Below are 12,776 nucleotides of genomic sequence, written 5' to 3' on the forward strand. Positions count from 1 at the left end.
ATACATTACGCATACTGGATGTACATAGGCGACCGTTTCCGGTTTCCGGTGTGTAAATTTTTTTCCCGCCGTACACGCAAAGGATGGATCCACCATGACGGTTCTCAGCTTCGAACTTCCCGACGGCAGCACCCGGGATGTACAGGTCACGCACCTCCTCAACGCAGGCTACGCAGGGCGCGAGCAGGAGGAAGTGCAGGCCCATATTGCCGAACTGGCCGAGCTTGGCGTGCCGGGACCTGCAACAACTCCGGCCCTCTACCCAGTGTCCCCCTATTTGGCCCAGCAGGTCACGGAAGTCCAGGTCCAGCACGCCAGGACTTCAGGGGAAGCCGAGTGGGCGCTGGTCATCACGGAGGACGGCGTCCTGCTGACGGTCGCCTGCGACCACACGGACCGCGATCTCGAGGTCCACGGCGTTGCCTGGAGCAAGAACGCCAGCCCGGACGTCCTGGGCCGCAAGGCATGGCGCCTGGAGGATGTGCGCGACCACCTGGACCAGATCACGCTCAAGGGCTGGGTGGGGGAAGGCGACACCCCGGACACGCTGATCCAGGACAGCTCGCTGGAAGCCCTGCTGACCCCGGACTACTGGCTGGAGGTGCTCACGGAGCGCGGCCTGAACAAGCCCGGGACGGTCCTCATTTCGGGCACGGTTGCCATGACCGGCGGAGTGAACCAGTTCGCCCGCAGCTGGAAAGTGGAGATGGTGGACCCGGTGACCGGATCCACCGTGGACGCACAGTACGTGGTGGAGCAGATGGCCGAGCCCATCGGCTGATTCCGCCGGGCCCGGGCGCGCTGATGAAGCCCGGGCCAGCTTAGGCGGTGGGGCGCGGATGCATGATCCGCATCTGCTCCCAGCTCCGCTCCGACGCCGCAATGCTCTGGTTGGACCGGGTACGGTCCAGTGAGGCAAGTTCGACGGCGATGGCCTGGGTTGCTGCCACGGCGGCGGTCAGTGACGGGAAGAAGCCGGCACCCTCGGACGGGACCACGATCCGGTGGGCCGCGTGTTCGGCCACCGGGGAGCCCGCGTTGTCCGTAATGGAGATGATCGGCGTCCCCAGATTGTGGGCGATGTCGACCGCCCGGATGGTGCTGTCATAGACGCGCCACAGGCTGATCGCAATCACCAGGTCATCGGGCGTGAGCCGGGCAATGGCGTTGGTCAGCGTGGCCACGTCCGCGTCCAGCAGCCTGACGTTGTAGCCGGCAATGACGGCATTGTGTTCCAGTGCCTTGCCCGGCACCGCATAGCTGCCCGCGGCGATGATGAGCGTCTGCTGTGCCGCCGCGATGGACCGGGCCACCGCGTGCACTGTGTCCGGGTCCAGGGTGCGTTCCAGGTGGGCCAGGCTGGACCGGTCGGTGGTCAGTGCGGCCTGGGCCGGGCTGCTGACGTTTCCGTTGTGCTCGGCGGCCACCTCCACTGCACTGAGGGACGCCAGATACCGGGAGCGCAGCTCAAACTGGAAGTCCGCCCAGCCCTTGAACCCCAGTGTCTGCGCGGTCCGGGTGACCGTGGAAGCGTTCGAGGAGGCGGCCTCGGCGATGTCGCTGACCGAGCCGTAGGAGGCCAGCCGCGGCTGGGAGCGGAGGACCCCCATGACCTGCAGCTGGCGGGCAGCCAGCTTCCGGCCCTGGGACCGGATGTCCAGCCACTCGGTCACAGTGGCGCTGTTAATTTCCCGTTTCACCTATTGACCTTCCCTTCAGTGCGGCGTAACTTTTTACTACATCTTGCACAGGCCCGTGCAAATTTCTAAAAATGTACAACTTCGCCCACTCTGGCAGGAACAAACATGTCTCTTACCGCACGTCTGGACCGGCTGACGCTCAGTCGACCACACTACAAGCTTCTTCTGATCGGCGGCCTGGGTTACTCCTTTGACGGCATGGACGGCGCCGTGGTGGCGTTCCTCCTGCCGCGCATCCAGGAACTCTGGGGCCTGAGCAACGCCAGCCTGGGCCTGGTGGGCTCCGCGGCGCCGCTCGGATTCTTCTTCGGCGCCATCCTGGCAGGGTGGCTGGGGGACCGATTCGGCCGCAAGAAGGTCATGCTGTGGGCCCTGGCCTTCTACTGTGCGATGTCTGTTGTGGCAGCGCTGTCGCCCAACTTCGACGTCTTCCTGGTGGCCCGCATCCTCGCCGGGCTGGGCGCCGGTGCCGAGAGCGTCATCATCGCCCCGTTCCTGTCCGAGTTCATCCCGCCCAAGCGCCGCGGCTGGTTCATCGGCACTCTTGCCGGATTCTTCTCCTTCGGCTTTGTCGGCGCGGCCCTGATCGGCCGGTTTGTGGTTCCCCTCGGCGAGGACGGCTGGCGCTGGGCGCAGGTCATCACGGCCGTTCCGATCCTGCTGCTGCTGTGGTGGCGGCGCAGCCTGCCCGAATCCCCGCGCTACCTGCTCAGCCGCGGCCGCGTGGCTGAAGCCGAACAGATGGTGGAACGGTTCGAAGCAAGCGTGGTCCGGGCAACCGGCAAGGACCTTGCACCGCTGCAACCCGGCGAAGAGGAAATCACCAAGCACCAGCAGAAGATCAACATCTGGAATGCCCTGAAGTTCATGTGGTCACGGCAGATGCGGCGCCGTACGGCCGTCATCTGGCTGATCTGGTTCGTCATCACCTTCTCCTACTACGGTTTCTTCTCCTGGATCCCCACCCTCCTGGTGGGCCGCGGCATCACGGTGACCAAGAGCTTCGAATACTCGATCATCATCTACCTCGCCCAGATCCCCGGGTACTTCTCCGCCGCCTGGCTCAACGACCGGATCGACCGCAAGAACACCATCGCCCTCTACCTGGCCGGTTCCGCTCTCAGCGCGTTCTGGCTGAGCCAGTCCTCGGATTCGGGCATGATCCTCGTGGCCGCGGCAACCCTGTCCTTCTTCCTGAACGGCACCTACGCCGGCGTCTATGCCTACACCCCGGAACTGTTCCCCACCTGGATGCGGGCCACCGGCGTCGGCCTTGCCAGCGCCGTAGGACGCATCGGCAGCATCCTGGCACCGTCCATCATCGGCATCTTCTCCGTGGCCCTGGGCTTCGGCGGGGTCTTCACCATGACCACCATCGTGCTGACCATCGGTGTCCTGGGCGTGGTGATCTTCGGAGCGTCCACCGCCGGCAAGTCGCTGGAGGACATCAACGCCGGACCCACCACCTTCAGGAATACAAAGATCGAAGCGGGCAACTGATGGCACACACAAAATACGACGCCGTCTTCCAGCGGACCTTCGACGCGCTGGCCGCCGATCCCGGCGTGGTCCTCTTCACCGCCCTCCAGTGGATCCCGGAAACGTCCACGCTGCGCCGGATCTTCACAAGCCATCCGGACGAATACCCTGTGGGCGCCGAGAAAACGGTGGAAATCTCCGCCGGCTGGCTGGACGCCGTCATCGCCGGGAAGAAGCCGTTCCTGGCCGCTGACCTGAATGCCCTCCGGGAGGTGTTCACCGACGTCGAACTCATCCGTTCGCTGGGCTGCGGGGCAGTCATCAACCTCCCTGTGCTCAGCCACGGCGCGATTGTCGGCGTCCTGGCCCTGCTGGACGCCGAAGGAACGTACACGGACAAGAGCGTCTCCGCCGCCGCGGAAACCGTCGAAGCAGACTCCGCGGCGCTGGCCGAAGCCTTCGTCTCCCACCCCAACGCAACCCCCAGGAAGGACCGTGCCCTGTCATGACCGGCACCCCAACACAGGACCCCACAACGGACGCAACAGCCGGGAACGCCCTGGTCATCCGCAACGCGAGCGTCCTGGACGTTGCGGCGGGCACGTACCGCACCGCCGACGTCGTCAGCGTCAACGGCAAGATCCACAGCGTCGAACCGGACGCGACTGCACCGGACGGCGCCCGGACCATCGACGGCACCGGCAAGTACGTGATCCCCGGGCTCATTGATGCCCACGTCCACGTAGTGGCCTCCAGCGCCGACTTCCGGTCGCTGACGTATACGCCGCCGTCGTACGTCTATGCCCAGACCGCACGGATCATGGGCGCCATGCTGCGCCGCGGCTTCACTACCGTCCGGGACCTTTCCGGGGCCGATTTCGGCCTGGCCCGCGCCCAAAGCGAGGGCCTGCTGGAAGGGCCCAAGCTCCACTTCTGCGGGCACGCCCTGAGCCAGACCGGCGGCCACGGCGACATGCGGCTCCCGGGTGAGGACCATGACCCCAACGGCCGCGGCTGCTGCGGCATCGGAAAAGTCGCCGACGGCGTGGACGCCGTCCGGGCAGCGGCCCGCGACGAGATCCGCAAGGGAGCCCACCACATCAAGATCATGGCCTCAGGCGGCGTCTCGTCCCCCACGGACCGGATCGATTCCACCCAATACTCCATGGAGGAGATGCGCGCCGCAGTGGAGGAAGCCGAGGCCGCCAACCGCTACGTGGCAGCCCACGCGTACACGGCGCGGGCCATCAACCGCGCCCTGGAGGCCGGGGTCCGGTCGATTGAGCACGGCAACCTCCTGGACGAGGAAAGCCTGCGCCTGTTCCTGGAGAAGGACGCCTTCCTGGTGCCCACGCTTGTGACTTACTGGGCGCTGAAGGAGGAAGGCCGGGAGTTCGGGCTGACCGAGGAGATGTGGGCCAAGGTCGACTCCGTGCTGACCAGCGGGCTGGACGCGATCGCCCGCGCCCACGAGGCCGGCGTCAAGATGGCCTTCGGATCGGACCTGCTCGGCGGCATGCACCGCCACCAGAATGAGCAGTTCCGCCTCCTGGGCAAAGTCCAGCCGGCCATCGACGCCATCCGTTCAGCCACCACGACGGCGGCACAGCTGCTGGGGCGCGAAGGCGAGATCGGCGTCGTGGCTCCGGGCGCGGACGCCGACCTGCTGCTGCTGTCCGCCGACCCGCTCGCGGACATAGCGGTCCTGGCCGACATCGCCGACCACCTCGAAGTCCTCGTCCAGGACGGTGCAGTGATCAGCCAGCGGTAACCGCTTCCCTGTAGCATCTTGAGTATGCCCACTGCGCTCGATATGGCAGGTCCCATTCTGGAAATGCTGACCTGGTTATGCCTGCCTGCCGGGCTGATGCTCCTGGTGTACGCAGGGATCCTGCGGCGCTTTGTGAACCCGTGGACCGTGGCCGAGGGCGTGGTCTATTCGGATGCGAGCGGCACGGGCTTCCGTTGGTTTGACGATAAATACCGGATCCACCACGCGCCCATGTCCCCGCACGACATCAAGGACATGGCAGTGGGGGACACGCTTCCCATCTACTACCACCCCAAACGCCCCACCCAGTGGCAGACCGCCGCACCGGAAGCGGCCGGCAGGACCGCCGTTGTGGTGGGGCGTTTGCTCACCGGCGTCGGCACGGTGGCGCTCATCGTCGGGTTCATCCTGCCCATGTTCTGAACAGCGGCCGGGGCCGTACTACGAAGCCAGGACCACCACGATGCCGAGGACTCCCAACGCCACCGCGGCGCCCGCAGTCCACAGGACGGCGGAGGTGTCGGCGTCGACAGTTTCCTGCCTGATCCCGCGGGCGCTGGCGCGGTAGCGGCGGCGCTGGGTGACGTAGATGGCGCCGGCTGCGGCAGCTGAGACGGCAAACAGCAGCAGGATAGGGAGCCCGTGATGGGGAAGCCAGCGCAGGAAAATGGCGCTGACCGTCACCAGCGCCATCATGGTCCGGCCCCACGCCAGCGTGGTCCGCTCGGGCTGCAGGCCCGGGTCACCGTGCGGGCCGGGCACTGCCTGCCTGATGCGGGCCACGGGTCAGCGCCAGAGGATAAAGATGAGGACGACGGCGGCGGCCAGGGCCCCTGCCCCGGCCAGCAGCGGCACAATGAGCGGCAGCGGGAGCGGGGTTTTGTTGCGCATGCTCCGCTCCACCCGGATCCACCGCACCGCGGCGCCTCCGCTCAGCAGCATGCCAAGCAGGAGCAGCAGGACTGCCAGGATCTTGCGGACGGGCTCGAGGAACAGGTCCGCCGTGAACGCCTCAATCGCGATGCCCCCGGCCAGGAGCGCCAGTGACGTCCTGATCCAGGCGAGGAAAGTGCGTTCATTGGCCAGCGTAAAGCGCGGATCGGGCTCGGTGCCGCCCGGCAGCAGCCGCTCGGCGATTTTCCCGCGGTGCGGTGGTGCGGGATCGCCGGACGGTGGCTGGTTGGTGGACACGGGGACAGTTTAGCCTTTGGCCGCGACCGGCCCGCTGCCCCGGCGGGCCCGGACCGCTGCGGTGACCTGCCGCCGTCGTGCGTTTGGCTGCCCGCCGTGTGTCAGGCGGCCCGGTTCAGCGCCGCCTTGGACGCCAGGTGCCCGCCGATGGGCAGTGCGGCGGTGGCCGCCGGGGAGGGGGCGTTCAGCACATGGATCATCCGGTCGGTCTCGGCCAGCAGGAAATCATGGATCAGGGTGCCGTCCCGGCGGACAGCCTGGGCACGGATGCCTGCCTCATACGGGAGGAGGTCCGCGGCGGCCAGGCCCGGGGCGTACTTCTGGCATTCCTTCAGGTAGCTGCCCTTAAACAGCGAGTTCCGGACCTCCCTGACTGCGGTTGCGGCATGGTGCCTGGCCACGCGCCACAGGCCCGGAAACCGCGCATACCGTGCCACGTCGCGGACATTCACGGAGAACTTGGGATAACCCTCGCGGGAGAGCCCCAGCACAGCGTTGGGCCCCACGGTGATGGTGCCCGCGACGGTGGGGGTGAGATGGACGCCCAGGAAGGGCAAGGCAGGGTCAGGGACCGGGTAGATCAGGTGCCGGACATAGCCGGACATCTCCGCGGGGAGCTCAAAATACTCGCCCCGGAAAGGGATGATCTGGACATCGGTGTCCAGCCCGGCCAGCTCCGCCAGCCGGTCCGACTGCAGGCCGGCGCACACCACCAGCCGGCCGCAGCTGTACGCCTCCTCCGGCGTCGCCACCTCCACCCTGTCCGGCGTCTCCCTGATGGCTGAAACCCGCGCGCCGGTGATCACCTGCCCGCCCGACGCCGTCACCAGCTCCGCCAGTTTCCGGGCCACTGCCGGGTAGTCCACGATGCCGGTGCTTGGGATGAACAGGGCGCCCAGCCCGGCGACGTTTGGTTCACGACGGCGGAGCTCGGCCTGGTCGATGCGCTCACAGTCGAGGCCGTGGATGGCTGCCCGTTCCTCGAGGGCCGCCAGGCGTTCGGATTCCAATGCGGTGGTGGCCACGAGCAGCTTGCCGGGCTCCTCGTACCGGATCCCGTGTTCCCGGCAGAAGTCCTTGGTCTGCTGCGCGCCCGCCTTGCTGAAGCGGGCCTTCAGGCTGTCCGGGGCGTAGTAGATGCCGGAGTGGACAACGCCGCTGTTGTGTCCGGTCTGGTGCGAGGCCAGTGTGTCCGCAGCCTCCAGCAGGACCAGGGACGCGCCGGGGTCCTTGCGCAACAGCTGATAAGCCGTTGCCAGGCCCACGATGCCGCCGCCCACCACGCAGTAATCCGAATGCTTCATGCCTGAGATTCTCCAGTACTGCGGCGGCAGCGGCCAGAGCGTCCCACCGGCGCGTCCTTGAGAATGCCGGCCGGGAATGCGGAGGCCCGCGGGGCGGTTGGGCCCTACATGCAGCGCATCGGATTCCTTTCTTTCGGCCACTGGGGCCCCGGCCAGGGCTCCCGGACCCGGACCGCGGGCGAGGCCCTGCTCCAGGGCATTGAGCTGGCGGTCGCGGCGGAGGAGCTCGGGATCGACGGCGCCTTCTTCCGCGTGCACCACTTCGCCCGGCAGCAGGCATCCCCGTTCCCGCTCCTGGCGGCCATTGCGGCCCGGACCAGCCGGATCGAGATGGGCACCGGCGTGATCGACATGAGGTACGAGAACCCGCTCTACATGGCCGAGGAAGCCGCGGCAACGGACCTGATCAGCGGCGGCCGGCTGCAGCTGGGCATCAGCCGCGGTTCACCCGAGCCGGCCCGGAACGGCGCAGCGGCCTTCGGCCACGTACCCGGCCCCGGGGAAACGGACGCGGACATGGCCCGCCGCCACACGGAGCTGTTCCGCCAGGCCATCAGCGGGGCAGGGGTTGCGGAGGCGGACCCGCGTTACGCCGGTGGAACCAGGGGACTGCTGCCCGTCCAGCCCCAGGCGCCGGGCCTGCAGGAGCGCATCTGGTGGGGAGCCGGGAGCCGGAAGACCGCGGTCTGGGCGGCCAGCCTTGGCATGAACCTGATGAGCTCCACGCTTCTCACCGAGGACACCGGCGTCCCCTTCGACCAGCTGCAGGCGGAGCAGATCCAGCTCTTCCGCGACGCATGGGCCGCCGCCGGACACAGCCACCAGCCGCGCGTGTCCGTCAGCCGCAGCATCCTGCCAATCGTCGATGCCGAGGACGACAGGTACTTTGCGGGCAGTGCCCTGCGGGACAGCCGGGACCAGGTGGGTGTCATCGACGGCCTGACGGCGCGGTTCGGGAAGACCTACGCCGGCGCCCCGGACGTCCTGGCCGAACAGCTGGCGGCCGATGCCGCGGTGCAGTCCGCGGACACTCTGCTGGTGACTGTACCCAACCAGCTGGGCGTCGATTTCAACGCCAAGATGCTGGGCAACATCGCCCGGTACATCGCCCCCGCGGCGGGATGGAGCCCCGGCCGTTCCTGATCCGGCACGGATTCCGCTGTGTGATCTGCCCGGGAGGGAATATCCTGAGAGGGTACGGGCCATTGCGGCCCGGATATCCTGACGGCCCAGAGAGGCTCCCATGTCTGACAAGCTCCATCTGTCTCCGGATGACGACTTCCCGGAAGATCTCTCGGTTGTGCCGGACCAGACGTTGCAGATCCTGGACAGCCAGGTCCAGCGCCAGCTGGACTACGAATATGTGGTCGACGGTGAACCCAACCCGGAGACCGAATTCAGGCACTACGACCTCGATGAGGAATTCCAGGAACGCGACGTCCGCTGACGAAGCGGATCCGCCGTCGGCCCCGGACCCCGGCCGCGGCAGCCCCAGTGGCTAATAACCAGTAACCTTACTAAAATCCCCAATGGAACCATCCACGGACGTCAGCCGTTATTCTTAATGCGGCTTGGGGGCTTAGCGTCCATCACAGCGTGACTGCGGAACGGTCATGACGGGAGAGAGAAATATGGCTCGCGCCGCTTTAGGCTTGACTGCATGATCCGGCTACGCCAGCTGGCCCAGGCGGCCTCTGTACTGACCACGCCCTTGGCGCCCGAAGATATTCTGGCGCTCTTCAACCCTGTCTTCTCGGCGCGCCAGCTGCGCGGCGTGGTGACCCGCGTGGTGCAGGAGACGGCCCAGTCGGCCACGATCTTCTTCCGGCCCGGCCGCGGCTGGCATTCACACCTGGCCGGCCAGTGGGCCCGCATCGGAGTTGAGCTGGACGGCGTCCGCCACTGGCGCTCCTACTCACTGAGCGCCCCCGCGGGCAAGGACCCGGCCATCACCGTCACGGACGTCGGTGCCGTTTCGGGCACCCTGGTCCGCACCACGCGGCCGGGCGATGTCCTGTTCCTGGCCCCGCCACAGGGCGACTTCGTCCTGCCGGAGCACCCGCGTCCGCTGCTGATGGTCACCGCCGGCAGCGGCATCACTCCGGTGATGTCCATGATCCGTACGCTCGTGCCGCGGCGCCCGGACGCCGACGTCGTGCTCATCCACTCGGCCCGCACGCCCTCCGACAGCCTGTTCCGCGAGGAACTGGCGGAACTGGCGGACCAGTTCCCCAACTTCCGGCTGGCGCACTGGTTCACTGGCCAGCAGGGCCGCCTGGACTTCACTACCCCCGCCGAACTGGACGACCTCTGCCCGGACTGGAAGGAACGCGCTGCTTACGCCTGCGGTCCGGACAGTTTCCTGGACGACGCCGAGGCGCTCTGGAAGCAGGCTGCCCTCACCGCCGGGGCCCCCGGCACCGACGTCGCGATTGCCGGCGATCCCGGCAACCTCATGATCGAACGGTTCAACACCGCGTTCGCCGGCGGCGTGGGGCACGACGGCGGCCTGGTCACCTTTGAAGCATCCGACCGGGAAGTGGACGCTGACGGCGACACCCCCCTGTTGGATGTGGGCGAGGACGCCGGGGTGCTGATGCCCAGCGGTTGCCGGATGGGCATCTGCCACAGCTGCCTGACCCCGCTCCTGGCCGGCCAGGTCCGCGACCTGCGCACCAACGAAGTCCATGGCGAACCAGGCCAACTGATCCAAACGTGTGTCTCGGCAGCCGCCGGACCCGTCAACCTCGAACTCTGAGGAGCATCTCCGCATGTCAGTAGTTTCAGAAAACAAGACCGCCCCTACCGGAGCGGCAAAGACGCGCCCCGGCGCCCTGGCCGAATCCGGCAGCCCCTCGGTCCGCCCGCCCGCCGCAGCGCACCTCTCCGACGAACAGGTCGCTGAGCTGGGCCGCGAACTCGACGCCATCCGCGACGAGATCCTGGCCAAGCGCGGCGCCACCGACGCCGCCTACATCCGGCGCATGATCAAGATCCAGCGCGGGCTGGAGATCTCCGGCCGCGCGGCACTGCTGGTCAGCAAGAACAAGGCGGCCTGGGTCACCGGCACCACGCTGCTGAGCCTGGCCAAGATCCTGGAAAACATGGAACTGGGCCACAACATCCTGCACGGCCAGTGGGACTGGATGCGGGACCCGGACATCCACTCCACCACCTGGGAATGGGACTTCGTCACCCCCTCACGCTCCTGGCAGCACACCCACAACGACCTCCACCACCGCTGGACCAACGTGCTGGGCAAGGACAACGACGTCGGATACAACCTCCTGCGCATGGACGAGAACCAGCCTTGGAAGCCCATCAACCTGGCCAACCCGCTGTTCAACGCCATCCTGGCGCCCATCTTCGAATGGGGCATCGCCATCTACGACCTTGAGCTCACGGAGTACAAGGAAGGCAAGAAGTCCAAGGAAGCGCTGAACAAGGACCTCAAGGCCCTGGGCCGGAAGGTCATCACCCAGTTCACCAAGGACTACGCCGCCACACCCGCCGTCGCCATGCTCACAGGTTCGGGCAAGCAGGCGCTCTACGGCACGCTGACGGCCAACGCCGTGCGCAACGTCTGGGCGCACGCGGTGATCTTCTGCGGCCACTTCCCCGAAGGCACCGACACCTTCACCGAGGAAATGGTGGAAGGCGAAACCCGCGGCGACTGGTACGTCCGCCAGATGATCGGCTCCGCCAACATCTCCGGTTCGAAGTTCATGCACCTGATGACCGGCAACCTGTCACACCAGATTGAGCACCACCTCTTCCCGGACCTGCCGTCCAACCGGTACGCCGAGGTTGCTCCGCGGGTCCGCGAGATCTGCCAGCGCTACGGTCTGAAGTACACCACGGGCCCGTTGCTGAAGCAGGTGGGCTCGTCCTGGGCCAAGGTCTTCAAGCTGGCGCTGCCCGGCAAGGCGGCCCGGGCCTGATCCAGGCGGCATGAAAGTGAACAGCGGAGGGGCCAGGCACACTGCCTGGCCCCTCCGCTGTCCTGCGTGGTGACTACTTTTTGAGGAACGCGAGCAGGGCGTCGTTGACTTCCGCGGCGTGCGTCCACAGCAGGCCGTGCGGGGCCCCCTCGATCTCGACGTAGTCGGCGCTGGGCAGGGCCTTGGCGAACAGGCGCCCGGTGGAATCGATGGGCAGGATGTTGTCCGCCGTGCCGTGGACGATCAGCGCGGGGACATCGATCCGGGGGATGTCCCCGCGGAAATCCGTGAGCCAGGTGGGCTGGGCGGCGACCGATGCGGTGGCCCCTGCTGCAGCGGCGAGCTTCCAGCTGGCGTTGACGGCCTCCTGGCTCAGGCGCGGTGTGCCCAGGAACGTGTCCGTGTTGTAGAAGTTCTTGAAGAATTCCGTGAAGAACGCGTACCGGTCCGCGGTGACCGCCCCGGTGAGTCCGTCGAAGACCTCCTGCGGAACGCCGTCCGGGTTGTCGTCCGTCTTCAGGAGGAACGGCTCCAGTGAGCCCAGGAAGGCCGCCCGGGAAATGCGCTCCGAACCGTAGGTGCTCAGGTACCGGGCGACTTCACCCGTTCCCATGGAGAAGCCAACCAGTACGGCATTGTGGAGTTCCAGCCTGGTCAGGAGGGTGTTCAGGTCCGCGGCGAAGGTGTCGTAGTCATAGCCCGCAGTGGTCTTGCTGGATTTGCCGAAACCGCGGCGGTCGTACGTGATGACGCGGTAGCCCGCGTCCAGGAGGGCGGCTGTCTGCTTTTCCCAGGAGGACCCATCCAGCGGGTAGCCATGGATCAGGACGACCGGCTGGCCGTTCCCGTGGTCTTCGTAGTAAAGCTCAACATCGGTGCTGTTCTCGGTTCCAACGGTGACGTATGCCATCTTGGCGGTCCTTTCGAGGCTTCGGAATCAGGTTCCCGGCGCAAGAAGGGTCCGCGCCGGGCATTCCCCACTCTAGGCAACGCCCGGCCCGGTACCAAGGACCGGCTTACTTGGACGGCTGCGGCAGGTCACAGGCAATCTGCGGGTTGACCCCCATGTAGTTCAGGGGCCCTGCGACGATGGTCACCGCCACCGTTCCCGCCTCCGCACAGGAACCGGGGGCTCCGCCGAAGTAGCCGCGCTGCCAGGCGGCGATTCCTCCGATGATCAGCCAGATAACAATCAGTGCTCCGAGAAACTTCATGGTGTCCTCCAACGCCCGTGGCCGCCTGTGCGTCCAAGTATGCGCCGTTAACCGGAATCCAGACAGTGCCACCCGCCCCGGACGCTCGTTACCTTCTTCGTAGCCCCTTTCTGGTGCAGGATGTGGGGTGTGCTGGCCTGCCGGTCCCGGCATGATTGCGACGCTCTGTTGTTGAT

At 66.8% G+C, this 12,776-nt stretch carries 15 protein-coding genes; 9 read left to right on the forward strand and 6 right to left on the reverse strand.

The window, feature by feature from the left end; translation table 11 throughout:
• Positions 1 to 94: 94 nt before the first annotated feature.
• Positions 95 to 781, forward strand: a complete 687-nt coding sequence (locus tag J2X42_RS18910; RefSeq protein WP_310167398.1) for a DUF2848 domain-containing protein — start codon at positions 95 to 97, stop codon at positions 779 to 781.
• 40 nt (positions 782 to 821) lie between these two features.
• On the opposite strand, the gene J2X42_RS18915 is transcribed toward J2X42_RS18910, so the two are convergent.
• On the reverse strand, positions 822 to 1,700 hold the full coding sequence (locus tag J2X42_RS18915) for a MurR/RpiR family transcriptional regulator (protein WP_310167400.1): 879 nt from the start codon (positions 1,698 to 1,700) through the stop codon (positions 822 to 824).
• Positions 1,701 to 1,805: 105 nt separating this feature from the next.
• Between J2X42_RS18915 and J2X42_RS18920 the strand changes: the two genes are divergently transcribed.
• From J2X42_RS18920 to J2X42_RS18935, 4 genes are read left to right on the forward strand one after another with little or no spacing between them, the layout of a single operon-like run.
• A complete protein-coding gene (locus J2X42_RS18920; RefSeq protein WP_310167402.1) occupies positions 1,806 to 3,200 on the forward strand; it encodes an MFS transporter in 1,395 nt (464 codons plus the stop codon).
• Complete coding sequence (locus J2X42_RS18925; protein ID WP_310167404.1) at positions 3,200 to 3,688, forward strand: GAF domain-containing protein; 489 nt, start codon at positions 3,200 to 3,202, stop codon at positions 3,686 to 3,688. The genes J2X42_RS18920 and J2X42_RS18925 overlap by 1 nt, the downstream gene beginning before the upstream one ends.
• Positions 3,685 to 4,950, forward strand: a complete 1,266-nt coding sequence (locus J2X42_RS18930; protein ID WP_310167407.1) for an amidohydrolase family protein — start codon at positions 3,685 to 3,687, stop codon at positions 4,948 to 4,950. Before J2X42_RS18925 ends, J2X42_RS18930 begins: the two co-directional genes overlap by 4 nt.
• Positions 4,951 to 4,974: 24 nt before the next feature.
• On the forward strand, positions 4,975 to 5,373 hold the full coding sequence (locus J2X42_RS18935; RefSeq protein WP_310167409.1) for a DUF3592 domain-containing protein: 399 nt from the start codon (positions 4,975 to 4,977) through the stop codon (positions 5,371 to 5,373).
• An 18-nt stretch (positions 5,374 to 5,391) separates the two neighbouring features.
• On the opposite strand, the gene J2X42_RS18940 is transcribed toward J2X42_RS18935, so the two are convergent.
• From J2X42_RS18940 to lhgO, 3 genes are all read right to left on the reverse strand, one after another.
• A complete protein-coding gene (locus tag J2X42_RS18940; RefSeq protein WP_310167411.1) occupies positions 5,392 to 5,733 on the reverse strand; it encodes a DUF202 domain-containing protein in 342 nt (113 codons plus the stop codon).
• A gap of 3 nt (positions 5,734 to 5,736) precedes the next feature.
• Positions 5,737 to 6,141: a DUF202 domain-containing protein gene (locus tag J2X42_RS18945; protein ID WP_310167413.1), complete on the reverse strand. Its 405-nt coding sequence runs from the start codon at positions 6,139 to 6,141 to the stop codon at positions 5,737 to 5,739.
• Positions 6,142 to 6,242: 101 nt separating this feature from the next.
• The gene (lhgO, locus tag J2X42_RS18950; protein WP_310167414.1) at positions 6,243 to 7,445 is read right to left on the reverse strand and encodes an L-2-hydroxyglutarate oxidase; all 1,203 of its coding nucleotides are present in this window, start codon (positions 7,443 to 7,445) and stop codon (positions 6,243 to 6,245) included.
• Positions 7,446 to 7,553: 108 nt separating this feature from the next.
• Here lhgO and J2X42_RS18955 point away from each other — a divergent pair, with 108 nt between their 5' ends.
• The 4 genes from J2X42_RS18955 (at position 7,554) to J2X42_RS18970 (ending at position 11,386) form a co-directional block, all read left to right on the forward strand.
• A complete protein-coding gene (locus tag J2X42_RS18955) occupies positions 7,554 to 8,588 on the forward strand; it encodes an LLM class flavin-dependent oxidoreductase (protein WP_310167415.1) in 1,035 nt (344 codons plus the stop codon).
• Positions 8,589 to 8,688: 100 nt separating this feature from the next.
• Positions 8,689 to 8,892, forward strand: a complete 204-nt coding sequence (locus J2X42_RS18960) for a hypothetical protein (RefSeq protein WP_310167417.1) — start codon at positions 8,689 to 8,691, stop codon at positions 8,890 to 8,892.
• Positions 8,893 to 9,105: 213 nt separating this feature from the next.
• Entirely contained in the window at positions 9,106 to 10,203 is a 1,098-nt protein-coding gene (locus tag J2X42_RS18965) for a ferredoxin reductase (RefSeq protein WP_131133933.1), read from the forward strand.
• A 13-nt stretch (positions 10,204 to 10,216) separates the two neighbouring features.
• Positions 10,217 to 11,386: an acyl-CoA desaturase gene (locus tag J2X42_RS18970; protein WP_310167418.1), complete on the forward strand. Its 1,170-nt coding sequence runs from the start codon at positions 10,217 to 10,219 to the stop codon at positions 11,384 to 11,386.
• A 73-nt stretch (positions 11,387 to 11,459) separates the two neighbouring features.
• On the opposite strand, the gene J2X42_RS18975 is transcribed toward J2X42_RS18970, so the two are convergent.
• Together J2X42_RS18975 and J2X42_RS18980 are read right to left on the reverse strand one after the other, a co-directional pair.
• Positions 11,460 to 12,296, reverse strand: a complete 837-nt coding sequence (locus tag J2X42_RS18975) for an alpha/beta hydrolase (RefSeq protein WP_310167419.1) — start codon at positions 12,294 to 12,296, stop codon at positions 11,460 to 11,462.
• A 106-nt stretch (positions 12,297 to 12,402) separates the two neighbouring features.
• Positions 12,403 to 12,600 (reverse strand): hypothetical protein, encoded by a 198-nt coding sequence (locus J2X42_RS18980; RefSeq protein ID WP_310167420.1) that lies wholly within the window; start codon positions 12,598 to 12,600, stop codon positions 12,403 to 12,405.
• Positions 12,601 to 12,776: the final 176 nt, after the last annotated feature.

Source organism: Arthrobacter sp. BE255 (genome assembly GCF_031457335.1).
Lineage (GTDB): Bacteria > Actinomycetota > Actinomycetes > Actinomycetales > Micrococcaceae > Arthrobacter.